This is a genomic window from Paenibacillus sp. 1A_MP2 (genome assembly GCF_052244825.1).
Taxonomy (GTDB): Bacteria; Bacillota; Bacilli; order Paenibacillales; family Paenibacillaceae; genus Paenibacillus; species Paenibacillus vandeheii.
Window position 1 is genome coordinate 2,751,080 of sequence record NZ_JBQQCS010000001.1, and the last position, 19,786, is coordinate 2,770,865.

Sequence of the window (19,786 nt, forward strand, 5' to 3'; positions counted from 1 at the left end):
ATTGATTTGAATATTGTTTTTATGGGAACGCCTGAATTTGCAGTTCCGTCTCTCGACATGCTTATCGCCGAGGGATATAACGTGGTTGGTGTCGTGACTCAGCCGGATAAACCACAGGGCCGCAAAAAGGTGCTTACACCAACACCAGTCAAGGCTGCGGCAGAACGCCACGGCCTGCCTGTATTTCAACCTGTAAAACTGCGTGCTCCAGAAGCTGTAGCCCGATTGGCTGAATGGAAACCGGATCTGATTGTGACTGCGGCTTTTGGGCAGATTCTGCCCAAAGCTGTGCTGGATATGCCCGTTCGTGGTTGTGTGAACGTGCATGGTTCTCTTTTGCCCAAATATCGCGGTGGCGCCCCGATTCAACGTTCCATCATTAATGGAGAGTCGGTGACGGGAGTTACGCTGATGTTTATGGCGGAAGGCCTGGATACGGGGATATGATCTCACGTGTGGAAGTGGCGATTACGGATGAAGATACATCAGGCTCCATGTTTGTAAAGCTTAGTGAAGCAGGCTCCAAATTGCTTCAGGAAGAAATGCCGCGTCTGGTTGCAGGCGAAACAACGGCTGTCCCTCAGGATGAAGCCGAGGCTTCGTATGCTCGCAATCTGACTCGGGATGACGAGAAGATGGACTGGAATCGAACGTCGCGTGAATTGTTCAATCAAATTCGCGGTCTTGTACCGTTCTCGGTGCATTTACGATGTGGGATGAGCAGGTCTTCAAGGTCTGGGCAGCAGCAAATCCGGGGCAGGCGGATCTACTCACGTCTTCGGATGCTGGACAAGCCGAGCCGGGAACGGTATTACAATTGGGCAAGAACGGCATTGAAGTTCGCACAGGTGACGGTTCTCTCTGGCTTACTGAGGTTCAGCCTGCGGGTAAAAAGGTAATGCAAGCTGCTGACTTTGCACGTGGCGGAACCCTGAAACCGGGAACGGTGCTGCAATGAGCGGAAATACACCAGGCCGCCCGTCAGGAACAGGTCATAAAGTCGCAGGAAATACATCCGGGCGCGGAGGAAACCAGGGTCGTCCAAACTCCGGGAAATCTGGTGGTGCAGGGAACAGGTCTGCATCCCAGTCTGCTGCAAATGGTGTCTCCCGCACTCCGCGGCCCAAAACCTCCGCGCGTGCACTCGCAGTGAAGGTGCTCAGCGCCGTTGAGCAAGAAGGGGCTTACAGCAACCTTGAGCTGAACCGGCGTTTGAAGGAAGCCGAGCTTAGTCCGGCAGATGCTGGACTGGCAACAGAACTGGTCTATGGAACGATCGCGCGTCGGAATACCCTTGATTATTTTTTGGAAAGATACGTAGCCAAAGGTGTATCCAAACTGCAACCTTGGGTTCGCAGCTTGCTGCGCATTAGCGTATATCAGATGCTGTATCTGGACCGTATTCCGGAACACGCCGTGGTGAGTGAAGCTGTCAATTTGGCTAAGAAATTGGGACATCAGGGTATCTCCGGTATGGTGAACGGTGTTCTGCGGAACATGATCCGCAATCGGGATGAACTGCGAATTCCCGAACATCTGCCTGCTGCTGAACGTATCTCACTTGAGCACTCTCACCCGCTGTGGATGGTTGAGCGCTGGATCAGTCAATATGGCGAAGAGAAAGCAGAAGCGATCTGTCGTGCAAATAATGAGCCGCCTGCGGTTAGTGTTCGTGTGAACACGACAATGACGACACGCGAGAAAATGATGCAAGAGATGGAGAGCACGGGGGCAATCGTGGAACCTTCCCGGCTTAGTCCCGACGGCATTCTCGTTCGCAGTGGTGGTAATATGGCACTTACGTCCTGGTATCGGGATGGCCTGTTATCCGTACAGGATGAAAGTTCGATGCTTGTAGCTGAGGCTGTTGGGCCTGAGGAAGGTGAGACGGTACTGGATTGCTGTGCAGCTCCTGGTGGCAAGACAGCCCATATGGCAGAGAAAATGCAGGACCGTGGACGGATTGTTGCCAATGATGTACATGCTCATAAACGTCAGTTGATCATGGATCAGGCGGATCGTCTCGGACTCAGCTGTATTGATGCGGTGACAGGTGATGCCCTTGATCTGGATGAGCGTTATCCTGAGGCATCGTTTGACCGCATCCTGCTGGATGCGCCGTGTTCCGGTCTGGGTGTTATTCGCCGCAAGCCGGATGTCAAATGGACCAAAACTGCTGAAGACATTCAGGATATCTCCAATCTGCAGCGTGAACTGCTGGATCGGGTTGCACCACTACTAAAGCCAGGTGGTATTCTGGTATATAGCACGTGTACAATCGAGCCTGCGGAGAACGAGCATAGGGTTGCTGACTTTTTGGACCGGCATCCGGAATACAAGGCGGCTGAAGAGTCAGCTTGGTCTGGTCTGGAAACAGCCGAGTGGAAGGTTGTGAACGGTGGTGTGCAGATTCTGCCACAGTACGCTCACAGTGACGGTTTTTTCATTGCCAGGTTGATAAGGATAGCGGATTAACAGTTTAATAGAGCACTGAAGGACAGCCGCCGAGGGGAACTTCGGCGGATTTCTTTGTGATAAGACTGAGGGTTAATGATCAGTTAAAAGTGATGATAGGGTGCGATGCAGGCATTGAGGTGTTATAATGCATGAAGTAAAGGCATCAAGGGTATACATGGATGTAAAGTGGTCTTTGTGATAGAATAGGACGAATGGAACGAAAAAAAGGAAGCCAAACGAAAAGAAAAGAAGGAATAGGTGTTGACAACAAAATGAAACCTTTTATATATGATTATTCCCTGGAGGAGCTGCAACAATGGGCTATTGAGAACGGGGAACCGGCATTTCGCGGTGGTCAGATCTTCGACTGGATTTATGTGAAACGTGTGAATGATTTCAGTGAAATGACGAACCTGTCCAAAGCGCTCCGTGAAAAGCTGACTGAACAATTTGAATTTGTTACACTTACTGAAATTACGAAATTTGAATCCAAGGATGGAACAGTGAAATTCCTGTTTGGTTTGCATGATGATCATGCGATCGAAACAGTTATTATGAAACACAACTATGGTAACAGCATCTGTGTAACGACACAGGTTGGATGCCGGATTGGCTGCACGTTCTGTGCCTCCACGCTGGGCGGACTCAAGCGTAACCTTACAGCTGGCGAAATTGTCGCTCAGGTTGTGCAAGCCCAAAAAATTCTGGATGAACGCGGTGAGCGGGTCAGCAGTATCGTGATTATGGGTTCAGGGGAGCCTTTTGAAAACTATGAAGCCACGATGACGTTCCTGCGAATCATGATTCACGAAAAAGGGCTGAATATCGGTCAGCGCCATATCACCGTGTCTACCAGTGGAATCGTACCGAACATCTATAAATTTGCAGATGAAGATACGCAGATTAACCTGGCGATTTCCATCCATGCGCCAAATGATGCTTTGCGTTCCAAGTTGATGCCGGTAAACCGCCGTTTTCCTTTCGAAGATGTAATGGAGTCTTTGCGTTATTATTTGGCCAAAACGGGTCGCAGAATTACGTTTGAGTACGCACTTATCGGCGGTGTGAATGATCAGCCGGAACATGCGGCAGAATTGGCAGGCGTGCTTAAGAACATGCTGTGCCACGTAAACCTGATTCCGGTCAACCATGTACCTGAGCGCAAGTACGTAAGAACATCCAGAAGCGACATTTTCAATTTTCAGAAGATTCTCTCGGAGCAGGGTGTTAATGTAACCATTCGTCGTGAACAGGGACATGATATTGCTGCCGCTTGCGGTCAGCTTCGTGCAAAGCATATGGAGTTGAGGTGAGAACGTTTTGATCAAAACAGTTCATGTGAGCCATATCGGACGGGTGCGTTCGGTGAATGAAGATTCAGCCTGGATTCGAAATCTCGATACAGGTTATATTCTGGGTATTGTTGCCGATGGTATGGGCGGTCATCTTGCAGGGGATACGGCGAGCCGTCTGGCGGTCGAGACGTTGGTGCAGGATCTGGGGACGCTTGAGCCAGGTCTTTCACATGCGTCTTTGTCAGCCGCATTGAGCGATGCTATTTTGCATGCCAACGAAGTGATCTTCCGCACGGCGTCTACGGATGATAATTACCATAACATGGGGACCACCGTAGTTGCGGCATTGCTGAATGATACGGAAGGCGTTATTGGTCACATCGGTGACAGCAGGGCATACAAAATTGCAAATAAACATGTGATCCAGTTGACCGAGGACCATACACTGGTGAATGAATTGTTCAAAAATGGTCAGATCAGCAAAGAAGATGTCTCTCATCATCCGCGTCGCAATGTGCTCACACGTGCACTTGGGACAGATGCTGAAGTGAAGGTGGATCTGGATACCGTCAAGCTGGAAGAAGGCGAAGTTCTTCTCTTGTGCAGCGACGGGCTTAGTAATCTGGTCAGCAATGAGCAGATCATTCAGGTCGCAGGTAATCTGGAACTGGCGTTGGAAGATCGGGCTGATCGCTTACTTCAGCTGGCTTTGCTTGCGGGTGGAGATGACAATATCACGATAGCTTTGTTTGAACTGCAAAAGGAAGGTTCCGTGATATCGGAAACGGGGTGTGAGTCATGATTGGGCACCAGCTAGGCGGACGCTATGAAGTGATCGAGCGTGTCGGCGGCGGCGGCATGGCTCTTGTGTATAAGGCCCAGGATCTGTTGCTCAACCGGAATGTTGCCATCAAAGTGTTAAGACAGCAATTTGTCCACGACGAAGAATTTATTCGCCGTTTCCGCAGGGAAGCACAATCCGCAGCATCGCTGTCTCACCCTAACGTGGTCAGTATCTATGATGTGGGTCAGGAAGATGAAGTTCACTACATTGTTATGGAGTATGTCGAAGGCAAAAACCTGAATGAAATTATTAAAGAACGGGCGCCTTTGCAGGTGGACGAAGCGGTTCGAATCGCCTCCCAGATTGCAGATGCTCTCGATCATGCACATCATAATCAGATCATTCATCGGGATATCAAACCCCATAATATATTGATTGGCCGTAATGGTCGTGTGAAAGTAACAGATTTCGGGATAGCTCGTGCGGTTACGTCCACAACGATTACACAGACCGGCTCGGTAGTCGGTTCCGTTCATTACTTCTCACCTGAGCATGCCAAAGGCATCGTGACTGGCGAGAAGTCGGACTTATATTCTCTAGGTATTGTACTCTATCAAATGCTAACTGGGCAGCTTCCGTTCCTGGGAGAAAGTCCGATCAGCGTTGCTTTGAAGCATTTACAGGAAGAGTTTGATGAACCGCGTAAATTCAATCCGCTGATTCCGCAAAGCGTGGAGAACGTTATTCTGAAATCCATGCGCAAAAATCCGCAGGAGCGTTACCAATCTGCGAAAGAAATGCAGACAGATCTGGAAACCTGCCTGATGCCGGAAAGACGTAATGAAACGAAGATTGATTTTCCGGATGAGGATGATATCGATCAGACACGTGTCATGCCGGCGATCAAGCCGGAGCCGCGTGGGGTCACATCTACAGGTGCTGCACCCGTGATAGAGTCTGACGATGATCACAACAAGGGCAAACCCAAAACAAAGAATTGGAAGAAGCCAGCGCTGCTGATCTCGTTGACGGTGCTTATTCTCATCGCGATGGTTGGAGTTGTATGGTACGTGAAAGGCATGCTTGTTGTGCCTGATGTGAAGGTGCCCAATGTTGTGAGTCAGACCGAAGAAAAGGCTCGTCAGATGCTGCAGGACAGCGGGCTTGTTGTCAGTGATAATGTCATCCGGGAGTACAAGGAAGGCATTGAGCCGGGTATTGTATTCGATCAGAGCAGGGATGAAGGCGATATCGTCAAAGAAGGCTCTGAGGTCCAGCTGAGTGTTGGGGCGGAAAAAGAACTGACCAAAATGATCAGCGTTGAAGGCAATACCTATGATGAGGCTGTCAAGAAGTTGATCGCTCTTGGTATCAATGAGGATCAGATCAAACGGAAGGATGATTTCTCGAATGACATTGCATCCGGGAACGTGATCTCCCAAACTCCTGGAGTCGATGTAGAATTCGATCCTAAAGAGACTGAAATTGTTTTGACTGTTAGCAAAGGCGCTAAAACCGTCAAAATGCCTGATCTGAAAAATAAGACCCGCAGCCAAGCTGAGGAATTGATCAGGTCTGCCGGGCTGGTGCTTGCTCAGGTACAGGAAGAATCCAGCTATACGTTTGAAAAGGGAAGAGTTACGCAGCAATGGCCTGTAGAAGCCGGCACAGATGTGAATCCGGGTGATAAAATCACCATATTTATCAGTACAGGATATCCGCCAGAGGCACTGAACTACGACTATAACATCAACGTTTCACCAAAAGAAGAAGGAAAAAGCAGCAAAATTCGAATTACTTTCGAGGATGCTCGTGGAAAGAATCAAGAATGGGGAACACGGACCATCAAGTCTGCCCAATTGCTGACCATTCCGCTTATTTTGGCTCCAAATGTGGATGGTGTGGTTTCGGTCTATCGGGATGATCAATTCCTGGATACGTATTTGGTTTCCTACAGCGAGGCCAAAAATGGAACGGTTGTTGTGCCTACCATCGAGCCTGAGAAGGGTGCTCAGCAGCCACCGCCTGATGAAACCGATCCAGGCAAAGTTGACGAAGAAACGGTTGATCCTAACCAGGAGGGTGAGCCTGATACACCTGTGGATGGTGAAGTGGACAACGAAGAGGGAGATACTTCGGCTATGAATAAGGAAGAGGGTCCCTCCAAAGGCAAAGGCAAGGATAGCAAGAAAAAGGAAGTCGTTAACGCATCGAGCCGTCCGTAAGGACGGCTTATTGCTGAGGTTCAGGGTGCGTGTACTGTAAATTAAAGGAGGGCGACGGAGCTATGCCAGAAGGTATCATCGTTAAAGCGCTAAGCGGTTACTATTATGTCATGCCAGTGGAAGACAGCGGGGTGCCTTCGGTTGAAGGCTCCGCCGTTCAATGCCGGGCCAGAGGCATATTCAGAAAACGGGGTACCTCACCGCTTGTGGGTGACCGTGTCAGCTACATGCTGACAGAGAACGGGGAAGGAACAGTAGATGAGATTCGAAAACGTGAGACGGAGTTGATTCGTCCCCCGGTAGCCAATGTAAGTCTGGCTGTTCTGTTATTTTCCGTGAAGGAACCGGACATGAATCTCAATCTGTTGGACAAATTTCTGGTACATATCGAGCAAGCCGGACTGGATGCACTGATTGTGCTCACCAAGCAGGACCTGGCTGATCCGGAAAAAGATGCACGTGATACAGTAGCTGAAGTAAAGGCATTATACGAGCAGATCGGATATGAAGTTATCTCGACCAGTTCACGAACCGGTGAAGGCAATGAACAACTCAAGAAGCGTCTTGCCGGCAAGATTAGCGTATTCTCCGGGCAATCCGGTGTAGGTAAATCTTCCATGCTAAACGCCCTGATGCCAGGCCTGACGCTGGAGACCAGTGCAATCAGTATGCGTCTAGGCCGAGGGAAACACACCACCAGGCACGTGGAGCTCATCCCCCTGGATAATGGTGGCTTTGTCGCCGATACGCCGGGATTCAGCCAACTGGACTTTCTGGAGATTGGTGTGGAGGAGCTATCCACTTGTTTCCGGGAGTTCGCTCAATATGCGGACCAGTGTAAGTTTCGAGGCTGTACGCATACGCACGAACCAGGTTGCCGAGTGCTTGCAGCCAAAGCGGAGGGAATGATCTCCGAAAGCCGTTATCACCATTACGAACAATTCCTTACAGAAATGAAAGACAAGAAGCGGAGGTACTAACATGATTAAAATTGCCCCATCTATTTTATCTGCGGATTTTGCCCGTCTCGGCGCGGAAGTGGCGGAAGCCCAAGCTGCTGGCGGAGACTGGATACATGTTGATGTCATGGACGGTCATTTCGTCCCTAATATTACGCTTGGACCTGCGATTGTAAAAGCGATCGCTCCACATACAAGCTTGCCGCTTGATGTTCATTTGATGATTGAGAATCCGGAGCGTTATGTCGAGGAATTCGCGAAAGCTGGTGCTGCCGTCATTACGGTTCATGCCGAGGCTTGTGTGCATCTGCACCGGGTTATTCATCTGATCAAGGAGCAGGGAGTCAAAGCAGGGGTTGCCCTTAATCCGGGGACTCCGGCGAGTGCTATTCAGGAAGTGCTGGACGATGTGGATATGGTGCTTGTCATGACCGTAAATCCAGGTTTTGGTGGACAGGCTTTCATCTCCGGCACCATGAACAAAATCAAGCAAATTCGCAGCTGGCTGAACGAAAAAGGACGTCATGATGTGCATATTGAAGTGGACGGCGGTATTGCTGCCGACACGGCTCCACTTGTGGTGGAAGCGGGAGCGGATGTGCTTGTTGCGGGAAGTGCTGTATTTGGACGTGAGGACCGGGCTGCTGCGATTGCAGAAATTCGCAGTAGCTACGGAGGCTAAGCATGAACCTCAAGGAGACGCTGTGGACAATGGCTGCGAGTCTCGTTACGGGACTGGTGCTGGCTATGTTTGCGGTTATTCAATCCCCTTATAATGCGATTACGTCATTGATCGGGGTTGGTGTTGTCATTATGTACTTCCGCAAATTTGACCGTACAGGACTTCGGGTTACTTTTGTGATATTCAGCATACTGTATTACTTATTGAGTGTATTCATGATTGCTGTCTATCAATATATCCCTACCCAAACCTAAATGACCTGATAAACGGGCTCGTCATTGTGGAATAGGGACAGAGGGTTCCGCATAAATATGGTTACATGAGCAGGTTTCTCATGTAGCCTTTTTTGTCGTGTTTAACGTAAAGAAGGCCTGGAGCATAAGATACGGCGGATGCATGAGCATGATGGGGAGGGTGAAGTATGAAATTTTACACATTCAAACTGCCGAAGTTTTTGGGAGGGTTTGTAAAGGCAATTCTTAATACGTTTCAAAAGAACTGACATGATTAAATGGTTACATTGGCGAATACCGCCGCTTTGGCTTCAGGATCATCTGGAATTCGGACCTGCGAAGCGCCATGCGGCGGCCATTCACATGCTGATGTGTGTATTCATGATTTTATTTCTGAATACCAAAAAAGCACCTGCAAGGAACAAGGTGCTTTTTGCTTACCCGATTTATAGTAGCTGTGCGTGATTATACGCGAGTCACTTTACCGGCTTTCAGTGCACGGGTGCTTACGTATACACGTTTTGGTTTACCGTTCACGAGAATACGGACCTTCTGAACGTTTACGCCCCAAGAACGACGGTTACGGTTGTTAGCGTGGGATACGTGGTTACCGGTGCCCGGTTTCTTACCTGTCACATAACATTTGCGAGACATAGATTACACCTCCTATCCTAAAATAACCAGTTGCCCTCCGGAGACACGAATGTCATTCCATACGGACTAAAATTGTTCTTCCTGACCGCAATGGCCAGGTTCCAGTAGCTAATGGTGTGTTCAAGCCGGCATAGCCGGATCATTTCCATTACTAAACCTGCATAAAACAATACTTGAATATAATATCATATTGAAAAAAGCTTCGTCAACTGATCCAAAAACTTTATTTATTTCTCCTGTCTAATATAGTACAATGTTGAATAGTCCATAATACAGTGGTGAACAGGCTGTTGCCGCGGGGTAGCCGGAGAAAAAACCGGCCTTAGAGGTCGGTGGTCTGCTTTTTTGGCAACGCTGTGAGCTGCGGCATTCCATCATTGGCACCAGTCTCCATGCGGCATTCATGCCGGCTCTTGATACCGGTGCATATCCGTATGCCCCGAATTAGGGGTTACAGAGCAATTGCAGGATATCGGTTGCCCGGCCGCCCAGACCGTTAATCCGGCTGACATTATGTATTGTATGCCTGTGCCGGACAAGGTATGGACGAAGAATAACGCGATATGCGTTTGCGCATGAACAGACCAGATACATCTTGGTGCAAGATGTTCGTGTATCAAGCTAGGAAGGGGAATTCTCACTTGAGTATACGTTCTTTAAATGGAACAGATTTCACCGCAATGGTACTTGCCGGAGCGGAACAACTTGGACAGCATGCAGAGCACGTCAATTCCCTGAATGTTTTCCCTGTGCCGGATGGCGACACGGGAACGAACATGAATTTGACAATGAGTGCAGGAGTCGCAGAGATTAAACGTAAAAGTTCTGCCTCCATCGGAGAAGCTGCCGGTATTTTATCGAAAGGCCTGCTTATGGGTGCACGGGGAACTCCGGAGTAATTTTATCTCAATTGTTCCGTGGATTCAGTCGTTCAGCTGCTCCTTACGAGGAACTGAATACACTCCAGTTCGCCGCAGCCCTGCAGAACGGTGTGGACGCAGCTTACAAAGCTGTAGTGAAACCCGTTGAAGGGACCATTCTTACCGTAGCCAAGGAAGCGGCGAAACATGCCAGCTACTACGCAAGACGGACGAATGATATAACTGAATTAATGAATGAAGTTTTGTTAAAAGCAAAAGAAGCACTGGCAATGACTCCGGAACTGCTGCCTGTATTGAAACAGGTCGGCGTTGTGGATTCAGGTGGCCAGGGGCTTGTATATATTTACGAGGGCTTTATGGACGTTCTGTTGCAAACGGACGGGGCTAGTCGCACATCCTTTCAGAAAGACGTACAGCCAACCGTAGCTTCATCTGCATTGAAACCGGCTGCACCGTCAGAAGTAATTCCTGCGAAGCCTGCACAGCAGGTAATCGTGCCGGAGATGCCAATGTCTGCTCAGGCGAGACTGGAAACGGAAGATATTGAGTTCCTGTATGACATGGAGTTCTTTATTAATCGCGAGCTGGGAGAGAACGCAGGCGTTGCATTCGATGACGAGGCATTCCGGAAAGCGTTGTCAGTTAACGGAGATTCCATCATTATTATTGCTGACGATGAAGTGATTAAGGTTCACGTGCATTCCAAGACACCTGGAGATGTATTAAACCTGGCCCTCCGTTATGGAGAAATCACACAAATTCACATTCTCAATATGCGTGAGCAGCATCGTGATCTGCTGACTGCTGGCATGGACATAGCGCCATCGCCTGAATTGTTCGCAGAGATCCCGCCTGAAGCAACACGCAGTCTGGAGCAAGCGGAGCCACCAGCAGATGAGATGGCGCCATATGGCTTTATCGCGGTATCTTCCGGGGATGGCATTGCAGAGATTTTCAAGAGTCTCGGCGTGGATGTTGTTCTGTCTGGTGGACAGACGATGAATCCGAGCACTGAAGATTTTGTGAAAGCGGTGCGTTCGATTGCAGCGGAACAGGTATTTATTTTGCCGAACAACTCCAACATTGTACTTGCTGCGCAGCAGGCTGGAGAGTTGCTTGAAGATGAGCGCCGAATTACTGTCATTCCGAGCAAGACGATTCCTCAGGGCATGGCAGCTGCTTTTGCTTTCCAGGAGGATGAGTCTGCGGAAACCAACCGTGACCATATGCTTGAGGCGATTAGCCGGGTACAGTCTGGTCAAGTGACTCATGCGGTCAGAGATACGCAATATGATGAGCTTGATATCAAAGCTGGACACTACATCGGTATCCACAATTCCAAGATCGTGGCAACAGACGAAAGCATGCTGCACGCATGTGAAGGCTTGCTGCAACAGATGATGGAGAGCGGAGATGAAGTGATTACCCTTCTTGAAGGGGACGAGGCGACCCCTGAGATTACTGATGCGCTTGTAGCTTGGCTTGAAGAACAATATCCTGATGCTGAGGTAGAGGTGCATCTTGGAGGACAGCCGGTTTATTATTATTTGTTCTCTGTAGAGTCCTAATAGAGATTGTTCAAAAAGTCCCCAATGGATCACTATTTGAACATGCACTATAGCACTTAAGCAAAGAGGAGGGATCTCATGAGCCACAAGGTTGCGATCGTAACCGACAGTACCGCGGATATACCTGAAGAACTGGTACGTAAATACGGGATTCATGTTGTTCCGCTGCGTGTTCTGTTTGGGGAAGAAGCTTATGCAGACGGTGCTGATCTGACTTCAGAACAGTTCTATGCAAAGTTGGAGAAGGCATCTGTGCTGCCTACAACCTCACAGCCTTCTCCCACCGATTTTATGAATATCTATAACAGACTGTTGGATGAGGACCCGGAACGGTCCATTGTATCAATTCATTTGTCTTCCGGTATGAGTGGTACCTATCAATCGGCGCTGCTCGGCAAATCGTTGCTGGAACGTGAAGGCGATATAACGGTACTGGATTCGAAGTCTGCATCCTATGGATATGGTTTATTGGTCGTACAGGCTGCCGAGCTTGCCGAGCAAGGCAAATCCGCAGCGGAGATTGCTGCGGCTGTAGCAGCCATGCAGCGGAGCCGCAAGCTGTTCTTTCTTGTAGACACTTTGGAGTATTTACAGAAAGGCGGTCGGATTGGCAAGGCTGCGGCCATCTTGGGAACACTGCTGAATATTAAACCGATCTTGTCCATTGACGAGGAAGGCGTTATCTACGCAGTGGAGAAAGTCAGAGGTCACAAAAAAGCCATGGCACGCATTATTGAACTGTTTCAGCAGGATCTGGCGGGTCAACGTGTTAATCTGGCGGTAGGTCATACCGCAGACCCCGGATCAGCGATCGCTTGTGCAGAGCAGTTGCGTGGGCATTTTACATTGAATGAAGTGGTGTATACCAATATTGGAGCCGTCATTGGCAGCCATGTTGGGCCAGGCGTAATTGCCATCTTTATGTGGCCTGTTCCGGAATGAGGGATTAGACATGAAATGGGAAGAAATATCGGTTAAACAAATTAGCGGCGTGAGTGCTCTCAAAGAGGGAGAGCTTCACGCCTTTGGCATCTCTACTGTAAAAGACCTGCTTGAATATTATCCGTTCCGTTATGAGGACTATCGTCTGCGTTCGCTCAGCGAAGTGAAGGACGGGGACAAAATTACGGTACAGGGCAAAGTGATGGGTATCCCGGTTTTGCAGCGTTATGGCAAAAAGTCACGCCTTACCTGTAAGGTAATGACGGAAGAGTGGATGATTTCAGCCACTTGGTTCAATCGGCATTTTTTGAAGGAGCAGCTTACACCCAACCGGGAGATTGTGATTACGGGGAAATGGGAACAGAAGCGTATGCAGATGACCGTAACAGATTCGGAATTCCCGGATAAAGGGGAAGGACGATCGGGCACGCTGCAGCCTGTGTATTCGGTAACCGGCAAGCTTACACAGTCCTGGATGCGCAAAACGATTAATCAGGGGTTAGTCCAGTTCGGGGACATGATCCCCGAAATTTTGCCTCAATCACTCATGAAGAAATATGGATTCATGCCCCGCAAACAGGCGATTGCCGGAATTCATCGCCCACAGGATAACCGGGAAGGCCAGCAGGCCAGACAGCGGATGGTGTATGAGGAACTATTTTTGTTTCAACTCAAGATGCAGGCTTATCGTGCATTGAACCGGGACCGTATGGATGGTGTAGTGCATACAACGGATAATACAACGATTCGCGAGTTTGTTCGCAGTCTGCCATTTGAACTGACGGATGCACAGAAGAAGGTAGAGCTTGAAATTCTGCATGATATGCGTTCACCGTATTCGATGAACCGTCTGTTGCAAGGCGATGTAGGCTCTGGAAAAACGGTTATTGCGGCAATTGCCCTGTATACAACCGTTCGTTCCGGTTTTCAGGGAGCTCTGATGGTCCCTACGGAGATTCTGGCAGAACAGCATATACGCTCATTGCAAAAGCTGTTTGAACCTTTTGGCGTAACGGTGGGACTGTTAACGGGCAGTGTCAATGGACGGAAGCGCAAAGATCTGATTGCATCCTTGCAGATGGGCATGATCGACATTGTGGTGGGTACACACGCTCTGATTCAGGAGGATGTATTTTTCCGCGACCTGGGTCTTGTCGTTACGGATGAACAGCATCGCTTCGGTGTGAACCAGCGCAGCATTTTGCGGCGTAAAGGGTACAACCCGGATGTGTTAACGATGACGGCGACGCCGATACCGCGTACACTGGCCATTACGGCTTTTGGTGATATTGAAGTGTCGACCATCTCGGAACGTCCAAAAGGAAGGATTCCAATCTCGACGTACTGGGTCAAGCATGACATGATGGACCGGGTGCTTGGCTTTATTTCGCGAGAAGTGGACCAGGGACGTCAGGCCTATCTGATCTGTCCGCTCATTGAAGAGTCGGAGAAGCTGGATGTACAGAATGCGATTGACCTGCATATTCAGATGCAGCAGAACTTTCCGAAGTACCGTGTAGGTCTGCTGCATGGACGGATGACGGCTGGCGAGAAGGAAGAGATGATGCGTGACTTTTACAGCAACGATATTCAGCTTTTGGTCTCCACAACGGTTGTGGAGGTCGGGGTCGATGTGCCCAACGCAACACTGATGGTCATTATGGATGCGGACCGCTTCGGTCTCTCGCAGCTGCATCAGCTTCGTGGCCGGGTCGGTCGGGGCGCTCATGCCTCCTATTGTGTGCTCATTGCTGATCCCAAGACGGAAGTAGGACAGGAGCGCATGAAGGTTATGACAGAAACCGAAGATGGATTCGAAGTATCCCGTCGAGATCTGGATCTGCGGGGACCGGGTGATTTCTTTGGCACAAAGCAAAGTGGATTACCCGAGTTCCGTCTTGCCGACATGGTTGCGGATTTTGCCGTATTGGAGCAGGCCCGGGATGACGTGTCCAGTCTGATTGCGGATGCAAGCTTCTGGACCTCTGTTGACTACTCGCCTTTACGTGATTTCTTACAGCAGCAGCAAGTATTCCAGGGGGATCTGATCGATTGATTGGGCTGCCGAGTTGTGGTTTTCCACATTTTCCGTGGGAATATGTCAAGTGTACAGGCCCTTCTGTCATATGAATAAGAAGTGAGTTCATTATTCAGGAGGTGCTGTACGTTTTGGGTTACCAACAATATGGAATCAGTCCGCAGCTGGTGGAGCGGATCAAAACGAAGATGAAAAATCCCGCTGTCAAAGAGCGTATCAAAAAGTTGATAGATGGGGTCTCCAAGTCTGATTTGCAGGATAAGGCCAAGGTGAGAAGATTGGTCAAGTCGTCAGCGGTCATTTTGAATGAGAATTTTTCTACGGCTCAGGAGGAACAATTCGTTGCTTTTGTTCTCGCGCAGAAGATCGATCCGAACAATACGTTTCATTTGATTAAGCTGTGGGGCATGTTTAGGTAGGGATTCGATGTATTGTTGGGTGGTATAAAATGAACCATAGGATGTTACACGTGGCCACTCCGAGTGCAGTACCATCTTCCGATCGCTGTTACCCCCGGATTTTTAGATTAGAATTTTAAAAGGGTAAAATCCGGGGATAAAGGCGAGCGCTTCGCTTCTCCAGATTGGTTCTGCACTCTCCGTTACTTTGTAACTGGAAGTTCACTTTATAAAACCAAATTACATCGAATGTGTATGAAGTAATTTAGTGGAAGGGGGTTCCATAAGTCAGGAAGATGACTTATGGAACCCCCTTTTATTTTTAAAGCCTGTGACATCCTTATGAATGAAGAAGAACAATGTGTAACTCAATCGAGCAGGATTTATGGATTTATGCAGAAAATGGTGTGCAGGAAAACGTCTATCAATGGTAAATGAATATTGAGTAATAAGGCTGTGTAGAGAAGAGAATCAATTGGAATAAAATGAATTCTGTTTCATCTATTCAACAGGTTAGAGACTGTCTACTACATTCCTGTACATCTCATTTTCACAGGATTGACTTTGCTTTCCTCCTGGGGGAGCGGTAAACTGTTGCATACGAGCATATATGGACTCAAGATGAGAAAACGCTGCTGCGATCATGGGCGTTTATTTTTGACGGATGTGGAGGAAGTCAGATTGACGGAGATGTTTACGATGCTGTTGGGGTTGTTTGAACGGGCGGCACTGCTGATTATATTTTTATTCTTTCTGTCGAGGATACCGCGGTTTAGGCAGATTTTGCAAAAGGGAAAATTGAGATGGCAGGAGTACATTGCGGTTACGTTGTTATTCTGTGCGTTTGCCATCTTTGGAACCTATACCGGTATTAATGTGGAAGGCTCGCTGGTGAATGTGCGCATTATTGCGATCATGTCTGGCGGCATTTTGTTTGGAGCGCCTGTGGGCATCATTACCGGGATTGTCTCCGGGGTGCATCGGTACTTGATCGATATGGATGGGATTACGGCGATCCCCTGTCTGATTACGAGTATCCTGGCAGGTCTGGTGTCCGGTTATATACATAAGTATACGCCCAAGTCGAAGCGCTGGATGGTTGGTATTGCGGCCGGAATGATCTGTGAGGCACTCACGATGATGCTGATTCTGTTGTATTCTTACCCTGATCCCTTGGGGGCGGATATTGTCTCGAAGATTGCATTGCCGATGATATTGGGTGAGATGAATATTGGGCTGATCGTGCTGCTGGTGCAGAGTGTGGAAGGGGAAAAGGAAATGATTGCGGCTCGTCAGGCCAAGCTGGCGCTGGAGATTGCGAACAAGACCTTGCCCTACTTCCGTTCCATTGACGAAGATTCCTTGCGGAAGATATGCCGGATTATTCAGGAGGATATTCAGGCGGATGCGGTTGCGATTACGGATACCCGAAATGTACTGGCTTATGTGGGATTTGGTGAGGAACGATATCATATCGGGAATGAAATTATTAGTGAGATGACGAAGAAAACGATCTCCAGCGGAGAGATTACGATTAGTAATGATGTAATTGATGAAAAAACGCCGGATATTCACTCCCTCCTCATCATTCCGCTCAAAGAGCGGGAGAAGTGACGGGGGCTCTGAAAATTTATTACCGCAAAGCGTACAAGATCACGTATCCGTTGCAAACAATGGCTGTGGGCCTGTCTCAGATTATTTCCACCCAGATGGAAGTATCTCGTGTAGAGGAGATTAAGGCTGCGGCCAATAAGGCGGAGCTGCGTGCATTACAGACCACGATTCATCCTCATTTTCTATTCAATGCGCTGAACGCCATTGCTTCATCGATTCGCACCAAGCCGGATCGGGCACGTGAGTTGATCGTTAATCTGTCGGGATATATGCGCTATAACCTGGAGCTGTCAGATGAGCTTATTGATATTCATAAGGAACTGGAGCAGGTCCGCAATTATGTAGAAATTGAGAAGGCTCGCTTCGGCAGCAGGCTTAACGTCATCTATGACATTGATGAGGTGGCTGTGCATATTCCAAGTCTGGTCATCCAGCCGCTTGTGGAAAATGCTATTATCCACGGCATTCTCAAGGTAAAAGGACCCGGGACTGTACGGATTCGAGTACAGGATTATCCTGACTTTGTGCGAATTGGGGTCAGTGATACAGGAGCAGGTATTGGAGCCGACATTATTGAGCGTGTGTACCATGACCGGATGCCTGCCAACCAAATCGGTTTGTACAACGTACATCGGCGGGTGAAGCTCATTTATGGGCAGGGGTTAACGATTACGAGGCTGGAGCAAGGAACCGATATTTTATTTGATGTACCCAAAGGAGATGTAGTGACAAGGTGATGAACGGTTAATGAGAGCTCTTATTGTTGAAGATGAAATTCCGGCAAGTGAGGAACTGAATTACTTGATACAGGAACATAGCCAAATTGAAGTGGTAGATTGTCTGGAAGATGGACTGGATGTGCTGAAGTTTCTGCAGGAGCAGGAAGTCGACGTTATTTTTCTAGACATAAACATTCCTTCGCTGGACGGCATGATGCTGGCACATCATATTGGGAAGTTTGCGAGCAAGCCATATATCGTATTTACAACAGCTTATAAGGAACATGCGGCAGAAGCATTTGAGCTGGAGGCGTTTGACTATATTCTGAAGCCTTATGATGAGAAACGGATTGCTGCGATGCTGAATAAACTTGAAACGGCGTTCAGACGGGATCATGAGCAGGTGAAACGTGAACGTGGCAGCGACGATGGACAGGCTCACCATGCGGCTCAAGTGAACGATGAATGGTCTGCATCCACGATGCAGGCGCGGGAATCCAATGCACAGACGGGACGACGTATCAATCTGCTGCGCAATGACAATATTATTGTGACAGACACCGCCGATATTTATTATGCGGAAGCACAAGAGAAAGTCACGAAGGTGTATACCAAAAACGGTGAGTTTACGATGCCGGTCAGTATTTCGGATTTTCACGGCCGTTTGCCGCAAGAGACCTTTTTCCGCTGTCATCGCTCTTACGTGGTGAATTTGTCTCAAATCCGTGAAATTGTGCCCTGGTTTAACAATACGTATCTGCTTCGCCTGCGCGATCTGGAGGCTGAAGTGCCTGTTAGCCGGGGCAAGGTCAAGGAATTTAGGCAGCTCATGCGCATCTAGAGGCAGTTCATTCCGCCTTTGATGCAACTCATGCTCAAATCGGTGTTATGAATCCCCTTTCATGTATGATTAGCTTGTGAACGCATTCATATATATGACATCGGCAAAGGGGAGATCACGATGAAAGCAGCTATTTCATCCACACCTAATTCAGCATCTACATCTATGAAAATGAACCGCTGGCTTATTGTACTGGGCACCATTATTGTACAAATGGGTCTCGGAACCATCTACACCTGGAGTTTATTTAATCAACCGCTGTCTGATCGTTTCGGATGGGACGTCAGCTCGGTAGCGATAACTTTTTCGATTACCAGCTTTGCTTTGGCATTTGCCACACTGTTTGCAGGACGACTGCAAGAACGATGGGGGCTTCGTCGCCTGATTCGGGTAGCCGGTGTGGTGCTTGGTCTGGGACTCGTGCTTAGTTCTCAAGTGAGTTCATTGACATTGCTCTACATCCTGGCCGGATTTGTGGTTGGATTCGCGGATGGTACGGCATATATTACTTCCCTGTCCAACCTGATCAAATGGTTTCCTGAGCGAAAAGGTCTGATCTCGGGTATTTCGGTTGGGGCCTTTGGTACGGGCAGTCTGTTGTTCAAATACGTGAACTCTGCCTTAATCGGTGCTGTTGGTCCTGCTCAAGCCTTTATGTACTGGGGCATTATTGTACTGGTATTGATTGTGGGCGGCTCGTTCCTGATCCGTGAAGCGGTAGTTCGTGAACAAGCTCCAGCAAGCAGCACCGAAGGTGCGAAGCAACAAGAAGTACGTCATGATTATACGGTCAAAGAAATGCTGCGTACGAAAGAAGCTTACATGCTGTTCGTTATTTTCTTCACGGCATGTATGAGTGGACTGTATCTGATCGGTATTGTGAAAGACATCGGTGTGCAGCTGGCAGGACTTAACGTGGCTACAGCTGGCAATGCGGTGGCGATGGTTGCCATCTTTAACACCGCTGGACGTATCATTCTGGGTGCGCTGTCGGATAAAGTGGGACGGATGAAAGTCATTGCCGGAGCACTGCTGGTTACGGCTGTTGCCGTAATGACGCTTAGTCTGGTACCGCTGAGCTTTGGCATCTTCTTCGCCTGTGTGGCTGCTATCGCGTTCTGCTTTGGTGGCAATATTACGGTCTTCCCTGCGATTGTGGCTGATTATTTCGGACTGAAAAATCAGAGCAAAAACTACGGCGTCATCTATCAGGGATTTGGATTTGGTGCCTTGGCTGGATCGTTTATCAGCGCCCTGCTGGGCGGATTCCATCTTACCTTTATTGTGATCGCTGTACTCTGCGCTGTCTCGCTGCTGCTGGCGTTGATTATTACACCTCCGGGTCAAGGACGTCGTACACGTCAACGTGAACAGCAGATGAATCTTAACCCATCATCCCGGGCAAGCTGAGTGTAGCCAGGGGCGAAGTTTTATTTTATAAAAGCAAGTTGGGCGGTCTCTGCGGAGACCGCTTTTTTGGTACCAGCTCGACCGGA

Annotated in this window: 15 protein-coding genes and 3 pseudogenes; 17 read left to right on the plus strand and 1 reads right to left on the minus strand. The window is 48.7% G+C overall.

Going from position 1 to position 19,786, the window contains the following annotated elements; genetic code table 11:
• The first annotated feature begins 6 nt into the window (after positions 1–6).
• The 10 genes and pseudogenes from fmt to ACTWJ7_RS13535 all read left to right on the plus strand — a co-directional run bounded on the left by fmt (position 7) and on the right by ACTWJ7_RS13535 (position 9,100).
• Positions 7–958, plus strand: a pseudogene (gene fmt / locus ACTWJ7_RS13490) (methionyl-tRNA formyltransferase).
• Positions 955–2,475 carry a 16S rRNA (cytosine(967)-C(5))-methyltransferase RsmB gene (gene rsmB / locus ACTWJ7_RS13495; protein ID WP_079349542.1) on the plus strand — a complete coding sequence of 507 codons (1,521 nt, stop codon included), beginning with the start codon at positions 955–957 and terminating at the stop codon, positions 2,473–2,475. Before fmt ends, rsmB begins: the two are co-directional and overlap by 4 nt.
• 254 nt (positions 2,476–2,729) lie before the next feature.
• Complete coding sequence (gene rlmN, locus ACTWJ7_RS13500; protein WP_079349770.1) at positions 2,730–3,770, plus strand: 23S rRNA (adenine(2503)-C(2))-methyltransferase RlmN; 1,041 nt, start codon at positions 2,730–2,732, stop codon at positions 3,768–3,770.
• 7 nt (positions 3,771–3,777) lie between these two features.
• Positions 3,778–4,554, plus strand: coding sequence for a Stp1/IreP family PP2C-type Ser/Thr phosphatase (locus tag ACTWJ7_RS13505; protein ID WP_024631113.1), 777 nt, complete (start codon positions 3,778–3,780; stop codon positions 4,552–4,554).
• Positions 4,551–6,761: a Stk1 family PASTA domain-containing Ser/Thr kinase gene (gene pknB, locus ACTWJ7_RS13510; protein WP_079349541.1), complete on the plus strand. Its 2,211-nt coding sequence runs from the start codon at positions 4,551–4,553 to the stop codon at positions 6,759–6,761. Before ACTWJ7_RS13505 ends, pknB begins: the two co-directional genes overlap by 4 nt.
• Positions 6,762–6,823: 62 nt before the next feature.
• Positions 6,824–7,741, plus strand: a complete 918-nt coding sequence (gene rsgA, locus ACTWJ7_RS13515) for a ribosome small subunit-dependent GTPase A (protein WP_079349540.1) — start codon at positions 6,824–6,826, stop codon at positions 7,739–7,741.
• Between the two features lies 1 nt (position 7,742).
• Positions 7,743–8,402 carry a ribulose-phosphate 3-epimerase gene (rpe, locus tag ACTWJ7_RS13520; protein ID WP_053784310.1) on the plus strand — a complete coding sequence of 220 codons (660 nt, stop codon included), beginning with the start codon at positions 7,743–7,745 and terminating at the stop codon, positions 8,400–8,402.
• A 2-nt stretch (positions 8,403–8,404) separates the two neighbouring features.
• Complete coding sequence (locus ACTWJ7_RS13525) at positions 8,405–8,656, plus strand: hypothetical protein (protein WP_024631109.1); 252 nt, start codon at positions 8,405–8,407, stop codon at positions 8,654–8,656.
• 167 nt (positions 8,657–8,823) lie between these two features.
• Positions 8,824–8,904: a stage V sporulation protein SpoVM gene (gene spoVM, locus ACTWJ7_RS13530; RefSeq protein ID WP_019424875.1), complete on the plus strand. Its 81-nt coding sequence runs from the start codon at positions 8,824–8,826 to the stop codon at positions 8,902–8,904.
• 1 nt (position 8,905) lies between these two features.
• Positions 8,906–9,100: a hypothetical protein gene (locus ACTWJ7_RS13535; protein ID WP_024631108.1), complete on the plus strand. Its 195-nt coding sequence runs from the start codon at positions 8,906–8,908 to the stop codon at positions 9,098–9,100.
• Here ACTWJ7_RS13535 and rpmB read toward each other — a convergent pair whose 3' ends face one another.
• Positions 9,101–9,289: a 50S ribosomal protein L28 gene (gene rpmB, locus ACTWJ7_RS13540; RefSeq protein WP_024631107.1), complete on the minus strand. Its 189-nt coding sequence runs from the start codon at positions 9,287–9,289 to the stop codon at positions 9,101–9,103. It lies immediately after the preceding gene.
• A 641-nt stretch (positions 9,290–9,930) separates the two neighbouring features.
• On the opposite strand from rpmB, the pseudogene ACTWJ7_RS13545 reads away from it, so the two are divergent.
• The 7 genes and pseudogenes from ACTWJ7_RS13545 (at position 9,931) to ACTWJ7_RS13575 (ending at position 19,700) form a co-directional block, all read left to right on the plus strand.
• Positions 9,931–11,738, plus strand: a pseudogene (locus tag ACTWJ7_RS13545) (DAK2 domain-containing protein).
• Positions 11,739–11,816: 78 nt separating this feature from the next.
• Entirely contained in the window at positions 11,817–12,680 is an 864-nt protein-coding gene (locus ACTWJ7_RS13550; RefSeq protein ID WP_301877746.1) for a DegV family protein, read from the plus strand.
• A gap of 10 nt (positions 12,681–12,690) precedes the next feature.
• Entirely contained in the window at positions 12,691–14,736 is a 2,046-nt protein-coding gene (gene recG / locus ACTWJ7_RS13555; protein WP_301877745.1) for an ATP-dependent DNA helicase RecG, read from the plus strand.
• 113 nt (positions 14,737–14,849) lie between these two features.
• Positions 14,850–15,137 (plus strand): stage VI sporulation protein F, encoded by a 288-nt coding sequence (locus ACTWJ7_RS13560; RefSeq protein ID WP_024631103.1) that lies wholly within the window; start codon positions 14,850–14,852, stop codon positions 15,135–15,137.
• A 678-nt stretch (positions 15,138–15,815) separates the two neighbouring features.
• Positions 15,816–17,467, plus strand: a pseudogene (locus ACTWJ7_RS13565) (LytS/YhcK type 5TM receptor domain-containing protein).
• A gap of 10 nt (positions 17,468–17,477) precedes the next feature.
• Positions 17,478–18,290: a LytR/AlgR family response regulator transcription factor gene (locus tag ACTWJ7_RS13570; RefSeq protein ID WP_301877743.1), complete on the plus strand. Its 813-nt coding sequence runs from the start codon at positions 17,478–17,480 to the stop codon at positions 18,288–18,290.
• Positions 18,291–18,410: 120 nt separating this feature from the next.
• Positions 18,411–19,700, plus strand: coding sequence for an L-lactate MFS transporter (locus ACTWJ7_RS13575; RefSeq protein WP_301877742.1), 1,290 nt, complete (start codon positions 18,411–18,413; stop codon positions 19,698–19,700).
• The last annotated feature ends 86 nt before the right edge of the window (positions 19,701–19,786 follow it).

Coding starts and splice junctions, on each gene's coding strand:
- rlmN (WP_079349770.1), top strand. CDS start 2,730: ATGAAACCTTTTATATATGATTATTCCCTGGAGGAGCTGCAACAATGG.
- ACTWJ7_RS13550 (WP_301877746.1), top strand. CDS start 11,817: ATGAGCCACAAGGTTGCGATCGTAACCGACAGTACCGCGGATATACCT.
- pknB (WP_079349541.1), top strand. CDS start 4,551: ATGATTGGGCACCAGCTAGGCGGACGCTATGAAGTGATCGAGCGTGTC.
- ACTWJ7_RS13535 (WP_024631108.1), top strand. CDS start 8,906: ATGATTAAATGGTTACATTGGCGAATACCGCCGCTTTGGCTTCAGGAT.
- rpmB (WP_024631107.1), bottom strand. CDS start 9,289: ATGTCTCGCAAATGTTATGTGACAGGTAAGAAACCGGGCACCGGTAAC.
- rpe (WP_053784310.1), top strand. CDS start 7,743: ATGATTAAAATTGCCCCATCTATTTTATCTGCGGATTTTGCCCGTCTC.
- rsgA (WP_079349540.1), top strand. CDS start 6,824: ATGCCAGAAGGTATCATCGTTAAAGCGCTAAGCGGTTACTATTATGTC.
- spoVM (WP_019424875.1), top strand. CDS start 8,824: ATGAAATTTTACACATTCAAACTGCCGAAGTTTTTGGGAGGGTTTGTA.
- rsmB (WP_079349542.1), top strand. CDS start 955: ATGAGCGGAAATACACCAGGCCGCCCGTCAGGAACAGGTCATAAAGTC.
- ACTWJ7_RS13570 (WP_301877743.1), top strand. CDS start 17,478: ATGAGAGCTCTTATTGTTGAAGATGAAATTCCGGCAAGTGAGGAACTG.
- ACTWJ7_RS13575 (WP_301877742.1), top strand. CDS start 18,411: ATGAAAGCAGCTATTTCATCCACACCTAATTCAGCATCTACATCTATG.
- ACTWJ7_RS13525 (WP_024631109.1), top strand. CDS start 8,405: ATGAACCTCAAGGAGACGCTGTGGACAATGGCTGCGAGTCTCGTTACG.
- recG (WP_301877745.1), top strand. CDS start 12,691: ATGAAATGGGAAGAAATATCGGTTAAACAAATTAGCGGCGTGAGTGCT.